At 38.9% G+C, this 23,837-nt stretch carries 19 protein-coding genes; 8 read left to right on the top strand and 11 right to left on the bottom strand.

Going from position 1 to position 23,837, the window contains the following annotated elements:
- Window positions 1-88: 88 nt before the first annotated feature.
- Window positions 89-3,481 (top strand): VCBS repeat-containing protein, encoded by a 3,393-nt coding sequence (locus FZF08_RS08415; RefSeq protein ID WP_159468191.1) that lies wholly within the window; start codon window positions 89-91, stop codon window positions 3,479-3,481.
- A complete protein-coding gene (locus tag FZF08_RS08410) occupies window positions 3,478-4,815 on the top strand; it encodes a vanadium-dependent haloperoxidase (RefSeq protein WP_159468190.1) in 1,338 nt (445 codons plus the stop codon). The genes FZF08_RS08415 and FZF08_RS08410 overlap by 4 nt, the downstream gene beginning before the upstream one ends.
- Before the next feature lie 26 nt (window positions 4,816-4,841).
- Here the strand turns inward: FZF08_RS08410 and FZF08_RS08405 are convergent, their stop codons facing one another.
- Together FZF08_RS08405 and FZF08_RS08400 are read right to left on the bottom strand one after the other, a co-directional pair.
- Window positions 4,842-6,005, bottom strand: coding sequence for an ATP-binding protein (locus FZF08_RS08405; RefSeq protein ID WP_159468189.1), 1,164 nt, complete (start codon window positions 6,003-6,005; stop codon window positions 4,842-4,844).
- 80 nt (window positions 6,006-6,085) lie between these two features.
- Window positions 6,086-6,844, bottom strand: coding sequence for a patatin-like phospholipase family protein (locus tag FZF08_RS08400; RefSeq protein WP_159468188.1), 759 nt, complete (start codon window positions 6,842-6,844; stop codon window positions 6,086-6,088).
- A 272-nt stretch (window positions 6,845-7,116) separates the two neighbouring features.
- On the opposite strand from FZF08_RS08400, the gene FZF08_RS08390 reads away from it, so the two are divergent.
- Complete coding sequence (locus FZF08_RS08390) at window positions 7,117-7,329, top strand: type II toxin-antitoxin system HicB family antitoxin (RefSeq protein WP_159468187.1); 213 nt, start codon at window positions 7,117-7,119, stop codon at window positions 7,327-7,329.
- A 3-nt stretch (window positions 7,330-7,332) separates the two neighbouring features.
- Here the strand turns inward: FZF08_RS08390 and FZF08_RS08385 are convergent, their stop codons facing one another.
- Window positions 7,333-8,175 carry an MBL fold metallo-hydrolase gene (locus FZF08_RS08385; protein ID WP_159468186.1) on the bottom strand — a complete coding sequence of 281 codons (843 nt, stop codon included), beginning with the start codon at window positions 8,173-8,175 and terminating at the stop codon, window positions 7,333-7,335.
- 136 nt (window positions 8,176-8,311) lie between these two features.
- Here FZF08_RS08385 and FZF08_RS08380 point away from each other — a divergent pair, with 136 nt between their 5' ends.
- Together FZF08_RS08380 and FZF08_RS08375 are read left to right on the top strand one after the other, a co-directional pair.
- Window positions 8,312-10,636, top strand: coding sequence for a GH92 family glycosyl hydrolase (locus FZF08_RS08380; RefSeq protein WP_159468185.1), 2,325 nt, complete (start codon window positions 8,312-8,314; stop codon window positions 10,634-10,636).
- Between the two features lie 166 nt (window positions 10,637-10,802).
- The gene (locus FZF08_RS08375; protein WP_159468184.1) at window positions 10,803-11,951 is read left to right on the top strand and encodes an FAD-dependent oxidoreductase; all 1,149 of its coding nucleotides are present in this window, start codon (window positions 10,803-10,805) and stop codon (window positions 11,949-11,951) included.
- Between the two features lie 62 nt (window positions 11,952-12,013).
- On the opposite strand, the gene FZF08_RS08370 is transcribed toward FZF08_RS08375, so the two are convergent.
- The 3 genes from FZF08_RS08370 to FZF08_RS08360 all read right to left on the bottom strand — a co-directional run bounded on the left by FZF08_RS08370 (window position 12,014) and on the right by FZF08_RS08360 (window position 14,850).
- A complete protein-coding gene (locus tag FZF08_RS08370) occupies window positions 12,014-13,357 on the bottom strand; it encodes a hypothetical protein (RefSeq protein WP_159468183.1) in 1,344 nt (447 codons plus the stop codon).
- Between the two features lie 179 nt (window positions 13,358-13,536).
- Window positions 13,537-13,989: a YMGG-like glycine zipper-containing protein gene (locus FZF08_RS08365; protein WP_159468182.1), complete on the bottom strand. Its 453-nt coding sequence runs from the start codon at window positions 13,987-13,989 to the stop codon at window positions 13,537-13,539.
- Window positions 13,990-14,109: 120 nt separating this feature from the next.
- On the bottom strand, window positions 14,110-14,850 hold the full coding sequence (locus FZF08_RS08360) for a class I SAM-dependent methyltransferase (RefSeq protein WP_159468181.1): 741 nt from the start codon (window positions 14,848-14,850) through the stop codon (window positions 14,110-14,112).
- 415 nt (window positions 14,851-15,265) lie between these two features.
- Between FZF08_RS08360 and FZF08_RS08355 the strand changes: the two genes are divergently transcribed.
- On the top strand, window positions 15,266-16,078 hold the full coding sequence (locus tag FZF08_RS08355; RefSeq protein WP_159468180.1) for a polysaccharide deacetylase family protein: 813 nt from the start codon (window positions 15,266-15,268) through the stop codon (window positions 16,076-16,078).
- Between the two features lie 197 nt (window positions 16,079-16,275).
- A complete protein-coding gene (locus FZF08_RS08350; RefSeq protein ID WP_159468179.1) occupies window positions 16,276-17,289 on the top strand; it encodes a low specificity L-threonine aldolase in 1,014 nt (337 codons plus the stop codon).
- A gap of 154 nt (window positions 17,290-17,443) precedes the next feature.
- Here FZF08_RS08350 and FZF08_RS08345 read toward each other — a convergent pair whose 3' ends face one another.
- Entirely contained in the window at window positions 17,444-17,875 is a 432-nt protein-coding gene (locus tag FZF08_RS08345; RefSeq protein WP_200837052.1) for a DUF2809 domain-containing protein, read from the bottom strand.
- Between the two features lie 42 nt (window positions 17,876-17,917).
- Here FZF08_RS08345 and FZF08_RS08340 point away from each other — a divergent pair, with 42 nt between their 5' ends.
- The gene (locus FZF08_RS08340) at window positions 17,918-18,499 is read left to right on the top strand and encodes a hypothetical protein (protein WP_159468178.1); all 582 of its coding nucleotides are present in this window, start codon (window positions 17,918-17,920) and stop codon (window positions 18,497-18,499) included.
- A gap of 79 nt (window positions 18,500-18,578) precedes the next feature.
- On the opposite strand, the gene FZF08_RS08335 is transcribed toward FZF08_RS08340, so the two are convergent.
- The 4 genes from FZF08_RS08335 to FZF08_RS08320 all read right to left on the bottom strand — a co-directional run bounded on the left by FZF08_RS08335 (window position 18,579) and on the right by FZF08_RS08320 (window position 23,832).
- A complete protein-coding gene (locus FZF08_RS08335; protein ID WP_159468177.1) occupies window positions 18,579-19,331 on the bottom strand; it encodes a hypothetical protein in 753 nt (250 codons plus the stop codon).
- 488 nt (window positions 19,332-19,819) lie between these two features.
- Complete coding sequence (locus FZF08_RS08330) at window positions 19,820-20,380, bottom strand: TetR/AcrR family transcriptional regulator (RefSeq protein WP_159468176.1); 561 nt, start codon at window positions 20,378-20,380, stop codon at window positions 19,820-19,822.
- 89 nt (window positions 20,381-20,469) lie between these two features.
- Window positions 20,470-21,426, bottom strand: a complete 957-nt coding sequence (locus FZF08_RS08325; RefSeq protein ID WP_159468175.1) for a DUF4249 domain-containing protein — start codon at window positions 21,424-21,426, stop codon at window positions 20,470-20,472.
- Window positions 21,427-21,432: 6 nt separating this feature from the next.
- A complete protein-coding gene (locus tag FZF08_RS08320; protein WP_159468174.1) occupies window positions 21,433-23,832 on the bottom strand; it encodes a TonB-dependent receptor in 2,400 nt (799 codons plus the stop codon).
- Between the last annotated feature and the right edge of the window lie 5 nt (window positions 23,833-23,837).

Below are 23,837 nucleotides of genomic sequence, written 5' to 3'. Positions count from 1 at the left end.
ATACTGTTTAAATTTACCGGAAACTATGTCTGCCTTGTGCAGGCATAGTTTCTTTTTTCTATAACATCATCTATTTTCTGTTTCGATCATGAAACTAAAAAATGGCTTTTCAAGAGCCGCCTTCCTGTTCGTTATAATTGCTATTGCTGGTTGCAACAAATCAGAAAAATCAGGAGAAAATAAATCCGAAGTTTCCGGAACTCCCCTTTTTACTTTACTGCATGCTGAAAAAACAAAAGTGGATTTTGTCAATACATTAACCGAAGGCTTAAACACCAACGTGCTGATGTATGAATATTTTTATAACGGTGGTGGAGTAGCTGTTGGCGATGTAAATGGTGACGGGCTGGATGATATTTATTTTACCGGAAATATGGTTTCAAATAAACTATATCTCAATAAAGGTAATATGCAGTTTGAAGACATTACTGCTGCGTCAAACGTTGCTGGCCGTGAAAGTCCGTGGAAAACCGGGGTAACAATGGCCGATGTAAATGGGGATGGCTTACTTGATATTTATGTCTGTTATTCAGGAACGGTTTCTCCGGATAAATTAAAAAACCAGTTATTTATAAACAAAGGCCCAAATACTGCCGGTATTCCGCAGTTTGAAGAAAAAGCGGAAAAATATGGCTTGGCCAATACAAGCACTAGCACACAAGCAGCATTTTTTGATTATGACCGGGACGGTGATCTGGATATGTTTTTGTTGAACCATAATCCAAAAGCGCTCCCAATTTTAGATGAATCATCAACAGCTGAAATTCTCAAAAAAGAAGACCCTTCGGCCGGAGCAAGGTTGTTTCGTAATACTATGAAAAATGGTTCAGAACCGTTTTTTGAAGATGTAACCAAAAAAGCAGGGATACAAAGTTCTGAGCTAAGTTATGGATTAGGGATAGGCATTGCAGATGTCAACATGGACGGTTGGCCGGATATGTACATTTCCAATGATTATTCTGTACCCGATTTCTTATATATTAATAACAAAAACGGCACTTTTACCGATGTTATCGATTCGGGAATAGGACATACTTCCCATTCGTCTATGGGAAATGAAATTGCAGATTTTAACAATGACGGTTTGCCGGATGTTTTCACGCTGGATATGTTGCCTGAAGACAATCGCCGACAAAAGCTTCTGGTTGGGCTCGACAATTATGAATTGTTTGATTTCAACGTAAAAATGGGTTTTCATCATCAGTACATGCGCAATATGCTGCAACTGAATGAAGGTGTGGTAGGGAAACAAGGTAAAATTGCAACACCTTTGTTTTCAGAAATCGGGCAATTATCTGGTGTTTCCAATACCGACTGGAGCTGGGCTCCACTGTTTGCGGATTATGACAATGATGGCTGGAAAGATCTTTTTATAACGAATGGTTATTTGAGAGACTACACCAATATGGATTTCCTGAAATACATGGGCGATCATTTAAAAAGAAAAGAGGGGCAGGTTAGAAGGGAGGATATATTGGAATTGGTTGGTCAAATACCATCTTCGAACATTAAAAATTATTTATTCCAGAATAATAAGGATTTAACGTTCAAAAATGTAGCGGCCGATTGGGGCTTGGGGCAGGTTTCAAATAGTGGCGGAGCGGCATATGCGGATCTTGACAATGACGGAGATCTGGACCTGGTCGTTAATAATATCAATATCCCTGCTTTTATTTATCAAAATGAAGGTAGCAAACAATTGAAAAATCACTACCTGAAATTGAAACTGGAAGGTGAACAAAAAAATACACTGGGTACAGGAGCGAAAGTTTCAATTTATCAAAATGGCCAGCAGCAATATCTGGAACAAATGCCAACACGTGGATATCAGTCGAGCGTATCACCGGTTTTACATTTTGGACTTGGAAATTCAGCTACCATTGATTCTCTGAAAATAACGTGGCTAAGCGGCAAACAGGAAAAACTGGTAAATCCGAAAGCAGATCAATTACTTACTTTATCTGAAAAAAATGCGAAAGCAGAAACGATAATTCAAGCTACTGAAACCCCGCTTTTTAGTCCGGTTCCTTCCCCGATAGCATATAAAAATCCGGCAAACAAAATCAATGATTTCAAGCGCCAACCTCTTATGGTGAATGCGATTTCCTTTTCAAATCCTAATTTAACAAAAGGTGATGTAAATGGTGATAAGCTGGAAGATGTATATGTAGGAGGAGGATATGGTGAAGCAGGCAAATTATTTCTACAACAAAAAAACGGATCTTTTGTAAGCAAACCGGTTTCCGCTTTTGAAGCGGATAAACAAAGCGAAGATACGGATGCAGCGTTTTTTGATGCAAACGGTGACGGATTTGTTGATTTGTATGTAACCAGCGGTGGTTATGCCAATTTTATGCCTGAAGATGTTTTGCTGCAAGACCGGCTTTATATCAATGACGGTAAAGGAAATTTTACAAAGAAAACAGATGCTTTGCCACAAATGCTTTTTAGCAAAAGCTGTGTCAGGGTTACTGATTTTAATGGAGATGGAAAACAGGATTTGTTTGTTGGCGGAAGAGTAATTCCTGGCAGATATCCTGAAGCGCCAAGAAGTTATATTTTGATCAACAATGGCAAGGGCCAGTTTATAGATCAAACGGCCCAAATTGCTCCGGAACTGGAAAGAATTGGTATGGTGACGGATGCTGTCTGGACGGATATGAACGGAGATAAAAAGCCGGATCTGGTTTTGGTAGGAGAGTGGATGCCGATCACGGTACTGGTGAATGCGGGAGGGAAATTGACCAATAAAACGCTGGATTATTTTGAAAAAGCTTACAGCGGCTGGTGGAATAAAATCCTGGTTGACGATATAAATGGTGACGGGAAACCTGATTTTGTTGCCGGAAATATTGGATTGAATACGCAGTGCAAAGCAAGTGATGCCGAGCCTGTGGAAATGGTTTACAAGGATTTTGATGACAATGGGTCTGTTGATCCCATTATGTCATTTTACATCCAGGGGAAAAGTTACCCTTATGTAACGCGGGATGAAATGCTGGATCAGATGAGCATTATGAGAACGCGTTTCCAGGATTATAAAAGCTACGCAGATGCATCCGTAACCGATATTTTCACGCCGGAAGAATTAAAAGATGCTTCTCATTTAACATCAAATTTTTTAAAAACGGCGTATTTTGAAAGTAATGCGTCGGGGAAATTAAAAGAAAAATCATTGCCGCTGGAAGTTCAGTCTTCACCAATTTATACGATTACTTCCCTTGATTTTGATCAGGATGGTAAAAAGGATTTGCTCTTCTGTGGCAACAGCAGCAGAGCCCGTTTGCGTTTTGGGAAATACGACGCCAATTACGGGATTTTAGTAAAAGGAGACGGCAAAGGGAATTTTAAATACATACCTCAGGATAAATCAGGTTTTGCGCTGAAAGGTGATGTGCGCAGTGTACTTCCAATTGGAAATACACTTTTGTTCGGGATTAATCAGCAGGAAATAAAAGCATACAAAATTGTTAAAAAATGAAAATTCAGTTCCTCCTGCCACTTTTGTTCATCGTTTTTTTGACAAGGTGTAATACAAAAGATAGAAAATTACCAGCACTTGACGGTGCTATCATTGGCCAGGTTACCAGCCAAATGACGGACGTGATGGTTCATGATGTTACCAATCCGCCACTTGGCGCCCGCTTTTATTCTTATGCCTGTCTGGCCGGTTACGAAGTGGTAGCTCAAAATGATTCAGCATATAAAACAATGCATGGCGTTTTGAATGATTTTCCTGAAATTAAAAAACCGGAGGGATTAACGGAATACTCTTATCAGCTTAGTGCAGTTTTGGCTATGTTGGAAACCGCAAAAAAAATGCAGCCTTCCGGCGGCTTGATGCTGCAAAAATATCAGGATCATTTGCTTGATTCCTGCAAAACAATTGGTTTCAGTGAAGAGATTATTGCCGGATCTAAGGAATACGCAGTGGAAATCAGCAAGCAGATATTGAAGTACGCCAAGGCTGACAAATATAATCGGATAAGTAATTTTCCGCGTTATGCACCGATTGAAACAAAAGGAAGCTGGTATCCGACACCTCCTGGTTATTTCCCTCCAGTTGAGCCCTATTTCAAAACGGTTCGTCCTTTTACCTTGGATTCTTCTTCGCAATTCAAACCAGCTCCCCCAGTTCTATTTTCAGAAAGCAAAAATTCTGATTTTTTTAAAATAATGATCGCCGTTTACGAGGTGAAAGCAGAAGGTGATGCAAAAATTACCGCTGCGTTTTGGGATTGTAATCCTTTTGCTTTGGAAAATAAAGGGCATTTGTTGGTTGGGATGAAGAAAATTTCTCCCGGCGCGCATTGGATTGGTATAACAGATATTGCCTGTAAACAAGCTAAAACGGATTTTTCAAAAACACTGTTGGTTACTACTTCTGTGGCAATCGGCTTGATGGATGGATTTATGGCTTGTTGGGATGAAAAATACAGAAGTAATAGAATCCGCCCGGAAACTGTGATCCGTAAATATATTGATCCAAACTGGAAACCATTTCTACAAACTCCTCCATTTCCTGAATATCTGAGCGGGCATTCGGTAGTATCTTCGGCCGCCGCGGTTATTTTGACACATTATTTTGGAGATGATTTTGCTTATACCGATACCGTGGAAGAGCGTTTTGGGTTGAAAGCAAGAAAATTCAAATCATTCAATGATGCAGCAAAAGAATCCGGTTTATCAAGATTTTATGGCGGAATTCATTTTATGGATGCAGTTGAAAATGGCTGGATACAGGGGGATAAGGTTGGGAATTGGGTGATTCAAAAACTTGGAAAGGGTAACGAGCCAATTGCGAAACTGAATTAGTTTTATTCGTAAAAAATGGGATTTAATTACAATTTTGCCAAATATTTTTCCAAAAAGTATTTAAGATTAGTAATAGTTACACCATGACTTGTCGTGTAATCATCGCTTTCAGGCGTTATGATATATTTAAATTTTGGATTTAAGTCTTCTGAGGAATTGATAAAACCTTTTGAAACAACAGGAGAGTTGCTAAGTTTTATTTCGATGCAAGCAATTACTTCTATTCCCCGGACGAGAACAAGATCACATTCTGCGCCAGCCTGGGTTCTGTAAAAGAACAGATCCAAATTATTTCTTACCATTTGGGAAACCTGTTCAATAACGTAACCTTCCCAGGAGGCACCAACAGCTGGATGTCCAAAAAGATCGTCCGGACGCGTAATATTTAATAAACTATGAAGAATTCCTGTATCCCTGACATATATTTTGGGAGACTTGACTATGCGTTTTTTTGCATTTACAAACCACGGTTGAAGGCGTTTAATCATGTAACCGCCTTCTAAAAAACCAAGATATCGTAAAACTGTGGGTGCTGTTACACCGAGAGAACGAGCAAAAACTTCGGCGTTCCATATATTACCGTTGGAATGGGCCAGCATAATCCAGAAATTCCTAAGCAAAGTCGGAGCTAATTCTACGCCAAACAAATGCGCGAGATCCCGCTCAATGTAACTTCTTGTGAAATCTTGAACCCATTCCCGTGATGTCGCCAATTCTTGTGCTAATAGCGCATTTGGAAAACCACCCAAAAACCAATGTTGATAAAAATTAAAGTTTTCCGGCAGTTCTGTAAATCCAATAGGCGTAAGTTCTAAATATGAAATACGGCCAGCCAGCGATTCTGATACACCTTTTACCAGTCTTGGTGAAGCTGATCCAAGTAAAATAAATCGTCCTGGTCTTCGGTTATTATCAATAAGAGGTCTGAGCAAAGAAAATAGCTCAGGCATCAGCTGTACTTCATCAAGTACAATACACAAATCCTGACGATTATTTAGATAGGTGTAGGCATCACTTAGTTTTACCAAGTCACGGGGATTTTCAATATCAAGATATAAATAGCTGTTTTCATCCCTTACAATGAGCTTGGCCAGAGTTGTTTTGCCAACTTGTCTTGGTCCAAGAATACAAACCGCAGGAGAACTTTTTAATCTATTTTCAAGGTCTCTTTGTAAATTTCTCTTTATCATTCTCAAATATAAATAATTTATCCTGGTAAATCCAAAGTTTAACTTTGGATTTACCAGGATAAATTATAATAGCAATGATCCTAAAAAGCAATTTTCTTTTCAACAAGTAGCTCCTTCGTATACTTATACCCAATATCAAACAACTTCTGCGCTTTCGTGAAATCGAAGGTATTAAAAGTACTTAGTTCAGGCGCTTCAATAAGAAGATCACACCGATCCAGGCTGGCTTTGGCTTTATGCCGCATCGCCATTCGAATACTGCGCACGGTAATTTGATGCATGTGTGCAAAAGGTTTGTCAAAAAGAAGCGGGTTGCAGTGAATTCCAATAATGTAATCCGCTTCTTTTTCTATGGGCGCAACCGGCAGATTATTGAAAATGGCTCCATCAATCAAATCGCGGCCTTCCAGATTGTAAGGTTTGAAAACTCCCGGAAGACAACAAGATGCTAAAATAACTTTTCCCAAATTCCCGCTTCTAAATGTGACCTCCTGTCCGGCATTAAGGTCAGTAGCGGTGACGACAAGAGGGATTTTTAAAGCTTCAAAAGTATTTTCGGGGATGTATTTTTTGATTATTTCTTCAACACGATCAATTTTTAAAAGTCCTCCGAAACTAAATCCAAGTCTCAAAAAAGAACTAAAACGGGTTTTAAGGATTATCTCAAAAATCTCGTCGGCTGTATATCCGTAGGCGATAAGTGCGCCTACGAAAGAACCTGCACTGGTTCCGCTGATGATATGTGGTTTCAATCCATGTTCTTCAAGCGCTTTGATCGCACCAATATGGGATATTCCACGAGCTCCCCCTCCTGATAAAACTAATCCGATTTTTTTCATATTTTGTTTAAACAAGAAGACTCCGGCAATAAAGCAATTTAATCTAACCAGGCAGTAAGTTTTATTTTTCTATTCAATATTATCCACATAAAGGGCAACATTTGCTAAATTGTAATCCTCAATGGAATAAAAATGACGGCTGTAAGTCATCGGATTTTTCACAAAGAAGGCATATATGAAATTATAAATATTCAGCCAATTGGGAATAAAGCAAAGCCATATCAGATTAAACAAGTAAGAAATTTAATTTTGAAACATAAACTTGTAAAGCTATGAATACCAAATACGAATTAATTATGTACTGGAGTGAAGAAGATAGTACTTTCATAGTAGAAGTTCCGGAATTAGCAGGATGTATGGCTGATGGACAGACACAAAATGAGGCTTTGGCCAATATTCAAATTTTGATAGATCAATGGATTGAAACAGCAAAAGAATTAGGACGAGATATTCCTGAGGCCAAAGGCAAACTCATATACGCTTAATCATTAAAGAAATATCTCCAAATCCCCTCTTTCCAAAATCTTGATTCCCTTTTCTGTTTGTTCTACAATAGCTGCTTCATAAATCGGATCATGCTCAAACATTAAAATACATTTTTCATCCACAGCTTTTTTTAGAACTGTTTCTTTTTCAACCATAGTCATTAATGGCCTTACATCGTAACTCATTACCCAGGGAAGCGGCAAATGGTAGGAAGACGGAATTAAGTCGGCGGCATAAATGATCTTCTGGTTTTTGTAAGAAATAACGGGCAGCATCATTTGTTCTGTGTGTCCGTCTACATGGATAAAATTTATATTAGAAAATGGAGATATACCTTTTTCAATAAATTTAAGCTGTCCCGATTCTTTAATTGGTAAAATATTTTCCTTCAAAAATGAAGCTTTTTCCCTTGGATTCGGATTGGTTGCCCACTGCCAGTGCGCTTCGTTTGACCAGTAAGTTGCTTTTGGAAACGTGGGCAGCAAAAGCGATTTATCCGTATTGTACTTTACAGCTCCTCCTACATGGTCAAAATGTAAATGAGTTAACACAACATCGGTAACATCTTCTGCTGAAAAACCTGCTTTTTTTATTGAATCCAGTAAAGAAGCATCTCCGCTTAAATCATAAAACCCAAAGAACTTTTCATCCTGTTTATCGCCAAGCCCCGTATCAATAAGGATTAATTTATCACCGTCTTCAATCAACAGACAACGCATAGCCCAGTTGCAGAGGTTTTTTTCATCGGCCGGATTATGCCGGTTCCACAGGGTTTTAGGTACCACGCCAAACATTGCACCGCCATCCAGCTTGAAATAACCTGTATCTATACTATGTAAATTCATAAGGGCAGAAATATATTTAATCGTCTTAGCAGTAGCTTTGCGTGTAAAGTTAGTTATTAATAGAGAAGATAATAAGTCAAGCTTCCAACTTGATAGCGCTAAGCCGTCTTTTAATTTTCAATTTTTACCGTTTTATATGTTTTTTTATTCTCGTTTGCGCAGATTTTCAGGGTTTTTTAGTTTTGGATTATTACTAATCTGTCAGATTTCCTATGCGCAAAAATTACCAATTCAATATGTTGAAACACGCATTGGTACGGCACCGGCTGCCACGGAAAGTTCAAAAAAACATAGTGAGGCCGGAAGCGAATTAAAAGGGCAAACGATGCCTGCGGTAGGAACTCCCTACGGAATGACGCAATGGACGCCGCAGACAAAATCAACTGAAACAAAATGTATTGCACCTTATTATTATGCTGATACAAAGTTCCAGGGATTTCGGGGAACACACTGGCTGAATGGTTCCTGTGTTCAGGATTATGGAACGCTTACGGTTATGCCAATATCAGGAGAACTGGCCGTAAATCCTGAACAACGTGCTTCCGGATTTCGCCATGAAACGGAAATCGCAACGCCTGCTTATTATAGTGTCAAGCTTGACGATTATAACATTACGGCTGAGGCAACTTCGCTGGCGCGTTCGGCAATGCTTCGTTTTACTTATGCAGAAGGAAAAGAAAATTTCATTGTAATTGAGCCCAATAGTGACGAAGGCGAAGGTTTTGTTGAAGTTTTTCCTGAAAGAGGAGAGGTAGTTGGGTACAATCCCGTTCACAGAATTTATCAGGGGTCCGGCCAGTCAGCCGGATTTAGTGGTTATTTTATATTGAAATTTGACACGCCTTTCACTCAATATGGTGTTTGGGAGGATGATATGATTGTTCCGAGGGGGAGGACAAAAATGGGGAAGGGGAAGCGTGAAAAGTTAGGCGCTTATGTGGGTTTTGGTTCAAAACAAAAATCAGTTATCGTTCAAATAGGGACATCTTTTACAAGTATAGAAGGTGCCCGGAATAATTTGAAAAAAGAACAATCGGGCAAAAGTTTTGATGCCGTACGCAAAGCAACTGAAAATGAATGGAATGAAGCGCTTGGTAAAATGAAAGTAAAAGGAAGTGAAAATGATAAAACACTTTTTTACAGCGCACTTTACAGATCAAAACTTTCTCCACGTTTGTACTCTGATGCTGATGGCCAGTATCCGTCTTTTGCCGGTGGAACACCTTTGCAAAAAGCGGATGGTTTCGATTATTATTGTGATTACAGTATGTGGGATACTTTCCGTGCGGCTATGCCTTTACATGCACTTCTGGAACCAAAAAAATCAGGAGATATGATGCAATCATTGGTGAAAAAAGGAGAACAGGGAGGCTGGATGCCTATTTTTCCCATCTGGAATAGTTACACCGCAGCCATGATTGGTGACCATGTCATGTCGGTGATGGCTGATGCTTATGTGAAAAATGTCAGGAATTTCGATGTAGAATCGGGTTATAAATTGTTGCGAAAAAATGCTTTTGATACCAATGCTGATCCTAAAAGTTATGAAGCGGGAAAGGGCCGGAGGGCGCTGACTTCCTATTTGAAATATAATTACGTACCGTTGGAAGATAGTGTCTGGCAGGCTTTTCACAAACGAGAACAGGTTTCCCGGACCCTGGAATATGCTTACGATGATTTTTGCCTGTTTGTTTTAGCAGAAGAATTGGGACACGCTGAAGACGCAGTTTTACTCCGAAAAAGAGCTTTGAACTATCAGAATGTGATCGATCCGGCAACGGGTTATGCGCGGGGAAGATATGCCGATGGAAGCTGGGTGAAAAATTTCGATCCTTTTTCTAAAAGGTCAAGTTTTATTACGGAAGGTTCTCCTGCTCAATATACCTGGTTTGCCCCACAGGACATTGCGGGACTGAAAAAAGCGGTTGGTGGTGAAAAGTCATTTATCAATAAACTGGATACCTTATTTGATCAGGGTTATTATTGGCACGGAAATGAACCGAATCATCAGATTCCATATCTGTATGCTTATGTTGGACAATCCTGGAAAACTCAAAAACGTGTTAAAACGATTATCAGGGAAGAATATGATATAACACCTGGCGGATTGAGCGGTAACGAGGATGGCGGACAAATGTCGGCGTGGCTCGTATTTAGTATGGCCGGATTATATCCCGTAACTCCCGGAACACCTTTTTACGTTTTGGGAACACCTGTTTTTGAAGAAACATCTTTTGAACTGTCTCATGGTAAGAAATTTAAAATCAAAGCAAATGGCGTCTCGGACAATGCCATTTATATTCAATCTGCTAAATTAAACGGTAAGCCTTATACCAAAACTTATTTGTCACACGATGACCTGACAAATGGCGGCAGTCTGGTTTTGGAAATGGGTGTTAAACCGAATGAAAACTGGGGCAATTCAGCTTTGGATGCTCCGCCTTCTTTATCCAAGGAATAAGTATGAAGGGTATTTTTTTAATTGGCATTATGCATATTTAAAATTGTATCAATTTATTTATTTGTAAAATATAGTTTTGAATAATTTAATTGTTGCCATATTAAATTTGTAATAGAGTGATGTGTTGACTAATTTTCGTTTGAATACGTCCATTACTCCCTTTCAAATGAATCGTAGAAATTTTTTTCAAAAAGCAGTTCCTGCAAGTTTTGCATTAGGCGCAGTTGCCGCTTCCTGCGCGCCTAAAACACAAATTCAGTATCCCGACAAACATTATCATATCAGCAAAGGTTATCACCAGATTCCCAAGCTGCGTTTATCAATGGACCGGATTGTGAAAGAAACCGTTGGTTTGCGGCCTTTCCGGGCATCGGGTCCTCGTATTGAAACGGAGCAACTGGGCAACAAAACCATTGTTCACAATTATGGACATGGTGGAAGTGGCTGGTCGCTTTCGTGGGGCACAGGGAATATTGCTAGAAAGCTGGTTTTGGCTACAAATGAGAAGAAAATTGCCTTATTGGGATGTGGAGCAGTAGGAATTGCTACGGCGCGTTTGTTACAGGAAAGTGGCTGTGAGGTAACGATTTATACGAAAGATGTACCACCGAATATTACGAGTAATCTGGCCACCGGGACATGGTCGCCCGCTTCAAGAGTTTGTGATGTAAATGTGGCTAAACCGGAATTTAAAGCTGTTTGGGAAGATGCAACCCGTTTTTCATTCCGTCGTTTTCAGTTTCTTTTAGGAATGGATGATATTGCCTGCTGGGCCGAGGAATATAGTGTTTTCGACAAAGAGCCGGTGTATGCGCCGGGTGCGGGCGGAGAAGAATTTGAAATTCATGGACTTTTGCCCGAACGCGTAAGATTAACCTCAAAAGAGCATCCGTTCAAGGCAGATTTTGTATCAAGGAGATCAAATTTAATGTTTAATATTCCGTCGTATTTAAGACATCATCTCAATGATTTTCTGATGTTTGGCGGAAAAGTTAAAATCCTGGAAATTAAAAAACTGGAAGATATTGATGCGTTACCAGAACGCGTAGTGGTCAACTGCATGGGATTAGGTGCAAAACCAGTTTTTAATGATCAGGAATTAACCCCAATTTCCGGACAGCTTTCCTGCCTTATTCCGCAAAGCGACGTCAATTATAAACTCTATACCCAAGGTGCAAGTTTCATTTCCAGAAAAGACGGAATTTACATTGGGGGCAACGGAATCGTAGGAAACTGGGATACAACCCCTAGCCGGGAACAAACCGAAAAAACCGTAGGAATCCTCCAAAAACTAATGGAAGAAATGCGCGGCTAAAAGCCCTGAAAGGGCGCCAAACATCAGCCCGGGGCATTGCCCTGGGACGCTGATTTTATAATTCAATTTCCCACCGTAATAATTTGCCCAAATTTTTCCGATGAAATAATAGCATTTCCATCAATTTTATGTCCTACAGTCGAGGTAACTGAATAAGTCCCGTCCGGCATCGCATCAGGAATTTTAAACCGGGTTACAAATTGAAAGCTGCACATAACCGTGGAGCTTGGCTCCAAATTATCAAGATCAAATGATATACCTGTTTTTGTATTTGTAAGCCGCAAAATAATTGTAGAATTTCCCCATTCCTTTGGATAGACAACATTTACAACAAGCTCTTCGCTTCTTTTTATCAGTAAAACAGGGGTGTAATAGTTACATACGCCAGAATGAAAACTTGATGGCTGCGAAATGAAACCAATCACCGGTTGTTCGATAGATCGTTTATAAAAGAAATTTGTATAGGGAGGTGTAACAATTGGTTGTAAACTTTCATATGCCTTTCCATTCACCAAAATTGTTGATTTGTAATTTCCAAAATCAAGATCAGAAGGAATTTCGGCCTGAAGCGCGTTGTAGTTTTTTCTTAAAAGTTTTATTTTACGGGGCTCAGTGAAATCATTTTCGATCAGCATTTCATAGGAATTTTCAGGATATATATTGATACCTTTAATAATAAATCCCGGATCATTTTTCGTGGCATACCAGCCAAAAGTATCAAGTGCTAATTTTCCATATTTTACGGTGAGCGGGGCGTTAATAACAGTTTTGCGACTTCTCCAGGATACGGTAGCCTCGTAATTTCCAGCTTCCAGCGTCACTGGAAAGTTAATTTTAACCCGGTTTTTACCAAGAGAATCAGAGATTATATAGCCAGTAGAGGAAGTATTTATTTTACCCGTTGATTTTTCTTTCAGAGTAATAATTGGTTGTTCGGCTACAAGTCCACTATCACTAAGTGTATTGATCGTCCCTAGTTTACGCACAGGAATGGCAATTGAGGCATATTCCTGAATTGTAATATTATAAAAAGGAGATTCTGGTTCCAGAATGAGCGGCTCGGAAGGAACTACATAAATGTTACATGTAAAAATGCCAAATACTTTACTTTCTGCTGTAATACTGATATTTGTTCCTTCAAAAGTAAGACCATTATCTAAATTCGTTAAAAGTTGAAATCCATCGTTTAATTTGATGTTCGGCTTTATCAAATCACCATTCTGGTAGTTGGCGGGCAGTTTGATAATGACACTTCGGTCAGAGATTTCAATATTGTCATTACTTACTCCTGGTATAGAGAATTCCTTAATTATAAATGAAGCAGAACCGATAATAGAAGCGGGAGTGAATTTTTCCTGGCAGCCAAAACACAAAAAAATAAGAGAGAAAAGTAGTAATCTTTTCATAGCTATGTAACCGTTTGAGTAAACATAAATCTAAGTAGTATTTTGCATAAATCAAAGTTTAAATAAAACATAACCAGTTCAATACCAAACAGCCTCCAGACTTTATAGTCAGGAGGCTGTTTGGTATTGAAATAATATATTTTCTTTAAGCTGATCAAATTACTTAAAATTCCAAAGAATTAATTCCCTCTATTTTTCTTCTTTTTAACACCATCGGCCACAAGTCCTGTTCCAACTCCAACGCCACCACCAACAATACTTCCAACCAAAGCACCTTTGGCCCGGTCATGTTTACCGATAAGAGCACCTGCAATGGCACCACTTCCTGCACCAATCACAGCTCCTTTTGCTGCATTATTCCATTTTTTCTTTCTTGGCGCCGCTTGTGGAGATTCTTGAACAACATTGCTGTTTGCAACAGCCTGTTTGTTGTTGTCTTCTTCGATTTTATTTTTCTCTTCTTTCTCAGCAGCTACGTTACGCATGGAATCAATTACCGCCTGTTTTGTAATGATCGCCTGCATGGAGTCCACTGTTCTCTGTTTTTCTTTTAATGCGGCATCATTATTTGAACTGCTATTACAAGAAGACAATATAAAGACACCAAATAATACCGAAAGGATCGTTTTCATAACTTAGATTTTAGGTTTAACACTTATACGTATAGCTATGTCTAAAACCATGCCAACCCGGAAAAGTATAAAAAATAGTTTTAAATATTGAGATCAGAGGAGATTTGTGTTACTTTTCTTCTATTTCAATTTGCCTATTCTTAAAAGTGTTGGAAATATCACCTCTTTTTGTTTCTCTTTACCCCAGATATTCTCAAATTCCTTTTTAACTTCATCTACCGGATTTATTCCGTTTGCTTTAATAAAATGTTGTACAGCCGACCAGGTATTTAAATAACCGATCAGCTCCTCTAAATTCCATTTTACCTTTTGTGAAAATGAAGGAGTCTGAAGTTCCTGAAATGGGAAAGGAATGGTCTTGTATTGCTCATCCAGATATTTTCGTTCCTTGTCCCAATACTTATCGCCTAAAATGGTGGAATATAAATGACGAATAATTTTGTCAGACTCTTCGTCGATCTTCATCAGATTATATCCTATAATGGCAATGATTCCGTTGGGCTTTAATGTGAGGTAAACTTTTTCATAAAACTTCTCAAAATCAAACCAGTGAATTGCCTGGGCAACTGTAATAAGGTCGAAGAAATTTTGTTCAAAAATTACATTTTCGGCAGCCACTACCTTGTAAGAGATGTTATCTTTTTTCACAGCATTAGTAATCTGATTTTCACTGATATCGGTGGCATAAATGTGCTGAAAAAAGGGAGAAAGTTTAGCTGCCAGTTGTCCGTTGCCAGTCCCGCAGTCCCAAACATTGGTTTTATTATTGACCAGATTTAAAATAAATTCAATGGCTTCGTCTGGATAAGTAGGACGGAAAACAGAATATTGTTTTGAATGGTTTGAAAAGTTGTCTTTCATAAAAATCGATTTTTGTTTTGTTGCGCTTACTTTTTGTCTTTATAATGACGCCTCTTTGCGGCTATGCGTGTAAGATCATTATCAAACCAGGAATTAATATTTATCAATTAATTTTTTAAAAGCTAACTATTAAAACGTCGTCCTGTAATTTTCAAAATTTCCAGTTTCATGATTACTAACCGTTCGAATATTTTTTGCCACACATACAGTCAATTATTATTAAGTAGAAATCTTCCACCGGATGTTTTACAAACAAAAACAAATACTTTTGTCCCTTTCGAAAAGGGCTATCCAAATAATCAAAAATAAGGAGTTCTTTCCGCTAAATTTAGATCTGGTTTTTTAGTAAATACAGCATGGAAATTTTGTCAATAAAAACTGATAACGTGTTCAGGTTTTTAACGATCGGTAAGTTATGAGCAAGAGTTTTGTTATGCTGACTTTTGATCTTGAAGAGTTTGATATCGCTGAGGAATACGGTCAAAAAGTATCGCATTCGGATCAGATGACTGTTACCAAAACCGGAACGGAACGATTGATCTCTTTGCTCGATAAACAGGGTATCTGCGCTACTTTTTTCACAACCGGAAATTATGCGCAGCTCAATCCTGAATTAATTAAATCAATTTCATTAAAACATGAAATTGCTTCACACGCTTTGTACCACTCGCCATTCCATGAATTCAGGGAAACAGATATTCTGGAATCCAAAAATATTCTTGAAAGCATTACGGGCGAAAAAGTTACAGGATTTAGAATGCCTCGTTTGAAACCATTCGACCACAAAGTTTTGGCCGGTTGGGGTTTTGTATATGATTCATCGATAAATCCGACTTATCTTCCGGGACGATATAATTTATTGCATAAAAGTCCGCTTCCTTACCGTGAAAACGGGTTGCTGGAATTACCTTGTTCCACAACACCTACATTTCGTTTTCCACTATTTTGGCTTGCATTCAAAAATTTGCCGATTAGTTTGTATGCAGCTTTATGCCAGCGCACTTTACGAAAGAGAAAAAATCTGATGCTCTATTTTCATCCCTGGGAATTTGCAGAGATTGGAGATTATAAAATGCCAGGTTATGTAAAAAGTCCTGACGGGCAAGAATTGGTTGATAAACTTGATAAATTAATTCAAAATCTGAAAAAGCAAAACGCAGCATTTGTCACCTGCCAGGAATTTTGTGAGATTTTGGAAAAAGCTGATGAACCTATAAAGTCAGTATGATACGCTTGATAATAGGCTGAATTTTAGAATTAATATTCCAAAGGAAAGAATAAAATTTCCGGTTGAAAATTTGCTCTAAATCTCGCTAAAACTGAAATTATTTACGGAATTGATTTCCTATATTCAGCAAATTCATTTAAATCAGATCCTTATCAAAGGATCGATTTTTTTTACTTTCTAGTTTTTCGAAATATAAAATGACCATAGATCTTCGCAGCGATACCGTTACCCGTCCTACCAAAGAAATGCAGGAAGCCATGTGGTCGGCTCCGGTTGGAGATGATGTAATGGGCGATGACCCCACTGTTAATGCATTACAGGATAAAGCTGCGACTCTTTTTGGTATGGAAGCGGCATTGTTTTGTGCGTCGGGAACGATGACAAATCAATTGGCAATCCGGGTACATACGCAGCCGGGAAGCGATGTGATCTGTGACAAACTTTCCCATATTTATCTGTATGAAGGTGGCGGAATTATGCTGAATTCTTTTTCTTCCGTAAAGTTGCTTGACGGTGAGAGAGGAAGAATAAACGCATCGCAGGTTACCGACGCAATAAGTCCTGAAGGAGATATTCATGCAACGGTAAGCCGGATGGTTTCTCTGGAAAACACGATGAATAAAGGCGGAGGGAGTTACTATGATTTTAAAGAAATCGAAGCTATTCGCAAGGTTTGTAACAAACATAGACTGGCTTTTCACCTGGATGGTGCCAGACTTTTTAATGCTTTAATTGAAACTGGTGAAAGTCCGAAACAGTATGGACAAGTTTTTGACAGTATCAGTATTTGTCTTTCCAAAGGTCTTGGTTGTCCTGTGGGATCACTGTTGCTGGGATCAAAAGAGGTTATTACAAAAGCCAAACGTTTTCGCAAGGTAATGGGTGGCGGCTGGCGGCAGGCTGGATTTTTGGCTGCGGCTGGTATTTATGCGCTCGACAATAACGTAGATCGCTTGAATGAAGACCATATCCGCGCACGATCTATCCGTGATATTTTCGTTCATAAATCCGAAGTGGAAGAAATTTATCCGGTTGACACCAATATTGTTATTATCCGTTTGGCAGCCAATATTTCAGCGCCTGATTATGTACGTGAACTCGCGAAATCAGGAATTTTGGCAGTGACGTTTGGTAAAAACCTGGTTCGTTTTGTTACACATCTTGATTTTACAGATGCTCATCTGGAAGAAATGAGGAAACGTTTGTTATAGTGCCTTCGGCACGACCGATATGATAGCCGCGGAATTTATTCCGTGGAATGATCGGCACGACCGATATAATAGCCGCGGAATTTATTCCGTGGAATGATCGGCACGACCGATATAATAGCCGTGGAATTTGTTCCGTGGATTAATTTTCCATCAGCTAACGCTTCAAAATCATTTTTTCAAATATTGCCCCAAAGCCTACACCAATAGTGTAGGCCAGAATATCGCTCCATAAAAAACCATAACCAATAACAAGTCCGCCGAGTGTTGTATGCCTGATGTTATTAATCCAGTCTGCATGGTATAACTGGCTTAATTCAATAAGATAACAAAAAGAAATGGCGATCACCGCTGCGTGAAACGTTGAGATTTTGTTGAAAAGAAAGCCCGTCATCAGGAAAACCATCAACGCCCAAAGCGAGTCGCCTAGATATAAATTTATCTGCTCAGGCAGTTGGTACGCTATTTTTCTTGAAAGAAGTCCAAAAGAAATCACTAGCATTGTCAGAAGAAAATAATGGATCCGGTTTCTTGGATTGACTTTCAAATCTGGATCCATTTTATTTTTGGTATCGCGTGTCTTTTTCAATTTTATTACGTCACAAGTTCATCACGTAAATAAACACAAGTTATGAAGAATTACATTTTATCATTAGTTACTTTATTTTTAGCAGTTACCGCATCTTTTGCGCAAACATTATCAGCCGAAGCACAGTTGGATAGTGCTGTCGCACTTTCGGCAAAAGGAGATACAGCAGCAACTGTAAAGGCTTTAACAGCCGGAACAACAGCTTTGGAAACAGAAGCGAAAAGTTCGACCGGAGATTTAAAAGGCAAACTTTTGAGCAAAGTAGGAGATTTGAAATCGCTGATCCCTTTGGCTTCGGGCGGAAAATTACAGAGCGGCATATTAGGAAAGGCCGTTAGCGCAGTGAAAATGCTTCTTGGTGCCAACAGAATAAGCAGTTTGCTAGGAAAGGGGGAATCCGGTTTATTGGGAAATGCATCCAGTCTTACCAGCAGCCTTGGCCTGGTGAAAGCGGGATCTTCTGTATTAGGTTCCGGAACACAAAGTCAGTTGAGCGGTGTCTTGGGAGAAGCAACAAAAGCAGTTAGCGGTTTGGATAAAAAAGGAATAGCAGGAAAATTGGCGGCGAAAGCTTCCAGTAATTCTTTGGGAAGCATCGTAAAACTTGTAGGTTCTTCTTTTTAAGTATAAGGTTCGAATAAAAAAACAGAAAAAGCCACTTCATAACGAGGTGGCTTTTCTGTTTTAGATTCATTTCGGCTTTTTATTTTCTCAAATCAAAAGCCAGTTCTTTAATAGCTCTTTCTCCCTTGATGTCTTTTACGGGGCCTTCAATCTGGTAAATACTTAGCTTTTTTCTGGTTTTATCCGTTTTGAAAGCATAAGTAAATACTTCCTTTTTATCGTTACTAAAAGTAATACTGTTAGAAATCGGATAGATTTCGCCTACACAATCTCCGCTGTAACACAAATTATAACGTTTAAAATTTTCCAATCCGGTTACAGAACCATCTACGTTTAAATCTACTTTTTGTTCAGATTGTTTCTCGCCTTTAAACAGAAAATATTCTCCCGCAATCATCTGTTGATTTAGGTGATTTTCGAAATCCCATTTCTGTTGTGTTACAAGGGTTGACTCTTTAAAAGTAGAATTATGTGTCACTCCATTCCAGGCGCTGTCAACCAGCGTGATCGTTTTATCTGCGTTTACAGTAAAAGACATATCCTTTTCCTGAAGTGCGTGAACGAGTAAATATTTCTTGCCATCCTTTTTATATGCAAGCCTGGATTGCTCAAAACCATATAAAATATCGACGCTGTCTTTACTGGAGAAATTAAGTTCGTAACAATAGACTGGAATCAGGCCTGGGATAGAATCGGCTGCTTGTTTGAGGAAAGTTTCGTTTACAAATTTGCCGCTTAAACCGGTGTAACTGCTTTCATTTTCCTTGGTACACGAAGTAAAAAATACGAAGGACAGAAGAATTCCAGAGATTGTAAATTGTGTAGATTTCATGAGGGGTTAAATTTTTTTGTTTCATAACATTGCGAATGATCGCTGATAACTTAAAGCACAGAGCATGTGAAAACTATGCATTTTTGCCTAACTTATATACTTTGTTACCAATATTTTACAAAAAAAGGATGTTGTTAACCATTTCTGGTATAACAACATCCACGTTTATTTGATGATGAAGTGTAGTCCTGTAGTGATTTGTATTTTTAAGAATTATTATTCCTTTTGTAATTAAAAGAGTCAAAAAACTATGCCGTGAAATTTATAACGGATTGTAGACTTTAAAATCTACCATCTTTCAGCAGGTGAATTATGGCAAAAAAACATATTTGATTTATCAAGGGATTGATATACAGATTTTTCGAAGATTAAAATATTCATAATAGTTTAATCTTGGGAATGAAGCAGTTGGTTTAATAAAAAAAACAAAATGAGGTACTTTGACCTCAAAAAGGAAGATTTTGTAGAACGCAAAAGAGATAAAATCATCACTTAAAATATTTAAGCTTATATAAATCAGAAACAATTTTCTTAGCTCTTTCAACAGGCCACTGGCTTTTGAATAATTGACTTTCCTGCATAGCACCTTCAAACAGAAGATAAACGGTATCACTTAAATCATCCTTTGGATTTTCCATGATCTCAGCAAAAAATATCCTGAGCTGCTGCTTATATTCCTGAATAACAGCAAGTAATACTGATTCATCCGACTGGATTTCTGATAACATATTCAGGAAACTGCACCCGCGAAAATTTTCTTTTTCGTTGATATGAATCAGGAAATCGAAAGAGGCCAGGACTTTCTTTTTTTCTTTTTTTGATTCGTCGGTAAATGCTAAAAGCTGTTCAAACCAGATTTGTTGACGGGCTTTTAAATATTCCACTCCTAAATCTTCCTTGGATTTGTAATGAAGATACAAACTGGCTTTTGCTACGCCTGCTTCGCTGATAATCTGATTGATGCCGGTGGTGTTATATCCCTGCTCATGAAACAGCCTCAGTGCTGTATCCAAAATACGTTCCTTCGGTAAGACCGGATGATGTTTCATAATCGGTTTTTTGGTTATAAATAAACAGACTGGTCTATTTGATCATTAAATCTAATCAAAATTAAAAAGCTTACTAATTATCTATTACTTTATTTGGGCCGGTAAATAATCTGTTTATTATTGTAAGCAGCAAAACAACCCAATCCACCATTGATATTATTATAAACCAGGGAAGGCTCAGAAAAAGGATTATCTGACTGATCTGCAAGTTTTAGCGATTTGTGATAATCGTAATATGATTTTTCTGTGTTGTTCACTTCTATCACCACGGATACTAATCTGGGTTTTTGTTTTGCATAATATTTTGTGCCGTCAGCGGAGGTGTATAAAAGAGTGGTGGGCAGAAAACTTCTTCCGAGCGGTGAAGTAAAGGAAGTCCCATCCAGGTTTACATCACTTTGAAAGTCGCTGCGGCCGCTGTCATCATTCCAGTTGAAACTGAATCGGTTTCTGACGCGTTTTTCCTGGAAATTGTCCGGACTGGTTCCTTCAAGGATCGAATACTCCACATCCATATTGGCACGAACTCTATAAAAATTAGCCTCTCCGGCAATATCCTGCCATACAGTATTAACCGTCAATGCGGTGTCAGGACGTCCATTTCTTCTGGTAATATAAGCTGTATCGATAACGTATGATTTTATCGTAACCTGATTTGCCGGCACCGTACAGGTTGCATCCACAAAACGGGTAGGATCTGAAACAGACAGCTTGTATGTTTGGGACGCTACAATTGGAAAACTGGCTTTTTCGATACTGTATAGCTGACTGGTAGAATCATATGGTAAAATAATTTCCTTTCCGCCACCTGAAAGTTTAACGATTGCATTTTTAATAACAGAATTTTCGGAGTTAGATTCCCCGAATAGCGGAATGGATTCTGTAACCACAACATAGATCCTGGCCGCTTGCGGAGAAATAAAAGATTGCACGACGAGCTTGGAACCAATACCCGGAACATCATCAGGAGAAACGTCAGTAACCAGTGTATCACAGGAAAAAAGTGCTGTGATGGCAATCAGTATGATAAAAAAGTTGATCTTCATGTTGACTTAAAACTTAAAGTTATAACTGATCGAAGGCAGTACTGGGAATAACGAATACCGCTTTAAGGACGTTTTCTTATTACCATTGGCCAGCGTTTCTTCGGAAATATCATAGAAAAAAGGATTTCTTCTGTTGTAAGCGTTATACAGTCCAAACTCCCAGGTACGCTCATGCGTTTTCTTTTTCTTATGGAACTGTATAGCCAGATCGAGCCTGTGGAAAGCTTCCGCACGGAAACCGTTTTTTGCTCCATATTCATTTACCTGATCGCCGCTCCAGGTAACAGCTGGCTTACCGGTAGTTACATTGCGGCTAAAAATATTATCTGTCACACCGGTATAGCTGGCAAGCGGCAACGTCAGCGCATTTCCTGTGCCATATACCCAGGTTGCAGACATGGTGATACGTTTGTTCAATTCATAAATCCCGACTACCGATAAGTCGTGACGACGGTCGTAACGGGGGTAAAATGTTTTTCCGAAATTCAATTCAGGGAACTGCCATTTGGTCCAGGAAAGTGTGTAACCAACCCAGCCTGAAAATCTACCGGCCTTTTTATGGACCAAAAACTCAGCTCCGTAAGACCATCCTTTTCCAGCCGTTACATTATCTTCCCAGCTTAATTCATTCGCATTTTCACCGCTTACACTAAGGAAAGATGCACCTTCTTTGTAATTAAGAATGTGATTCATTTTTTTGTAATACCCTTCCAGTGTTAAAGTCAAAGCGGGTTTTTCCAAATCTTTTGCCAAACCAATAGCTACCTGTTTTGATTGCTGCGGTGCAACACGATCAGTCGTTGGAACCCATAAATCGGTTGGTAATCCCAAACCGGTATTGGAAAGTAAATGAACATACTGGTTCATTTGTGCATAAGATGCTTTCAATGAAAAATCCTGTGCTAACCTTAATGCGCCAGAAAAACGAGGTTCGGGCCTGATGTAGGTTTTAGATTCTGTCTGAAATGAACTCATTCGAAAACCTGCATTCATCTTCAAAGCGTCCGTTGCCTGCCAGGTATCTTCAACATAAATTCCCGCTTCCAGTGTGTTGACCGGCGTTACAGAACGTTCCAGAGATGCATCAATAAGTGAGCCCGAAATAGCCAGTGCAGAAGGAACAAACCGGTGGAACGTTGCCTGAGCTCCAAATTTTACTGAATGTTTTGGAGAAGGATAAAAGTCAAGATCGGTTTTAACACCCAAGTCCCGAATTTGCGACGTGTATTTCAAACTATATTCATCGCGAACACTTCCGTCGGTATTAATATTTTTATCGTAATTGGTAACACCGAATTCGAAATTGCTGTAAATGAATGAAGTATTGACAAACAGTTTTTGATTCAAAAGATGATTCCAGCGTAAAGTTGCCGTTCTGTTTCCCCAATCAAGCCCGGCCCTGGATTCGTTATTAGGGTCAGTTTGATTGGCGTAAAACTTGTCGTGACCAAAATATCCACTCAGATAAACTTTGTCTTTTGCCCCCAGATCATAATTGATTTTGGCATTAAGATCATAAAAATAGTAACCCGGTTTTACTTGCTCGCTTTCTCCTCGCTGGCTGCGGGCAATGAGTGGTTTTGCCAGAAAATCAATGTATGTCCTTCTTCCGGAAATCAAAAAGGAGGATTTCCCTTTTGAAATAGGCCCTTCCAGCGTAAGGCGCGAGGAAATAACGCCAATTCCTCCTTCTCCATGTAAGGCTTCTTTATTCCCTTCCTTCATATTCATTTCCAATACAGAAGAAAGTCTTCCACCATAACGGGCAGGAAAACCGCCTTTTGTAAGTTCTACGCTTTTTAACGCATCACTATTGAAAATGGAAAAAAAGCCGAAAAGGTGATTGGCATTATAAACAACCGCATCATCCAGAATGATCAGGTTTTGATCCGGACCACCGCCCCGGACATACAAGCCCGTTTGTCCTTCCGTCCCTTTTTGAACACCCGGCATCAGCTGTAAAACTTTTAAAACATCCTTTTCACCAAAAAAAGCAGGTATTTTTTTTATCTGGGAAATCGGTATTTCTATCTGGCTCATTTGAGCAGAATGGCTGATATAGTCTTCTTCCCGCCGCGCTGAAACAACAACTTCTTCAAGCTGATTTACTGTTTCAAGTAAAATATTAATCTCAATATTTTTATTCAGAAAGACCTTTTTCTCAACATTTTCATATCCGACAAACGAATAAATAATCCGGGCGGAATCCATCGTGGGGATGGTAAGAGAATAAAAACCATATGTGTTTGTAACAGCACCAAAAGGAGTATCCGGAATATAAACATTAACACCCGGCAACGATTCCTGACTTCCTTTTTCTTTCACAAAACCACTAATGGTTATACGTTCCTGTGCGTTAACGATGAAAGAAATCAGCAAAAATAATAAAGTATAAGTTATACGCATAGGTT

Origin of the sequence: Dyadobacter sp. 3J3, from assembly GCF_009801115.1 — a bacterium.
GTDB lineage: Bacteria > Bacteroidota > Bacteroidia > Cytophagales > Spirosomataceae > Dyadobacter.
Note: the sequence above shows the minus strand (reverse complement) of the source record. Positions and strands in the feature narration are given on the sequence as shown.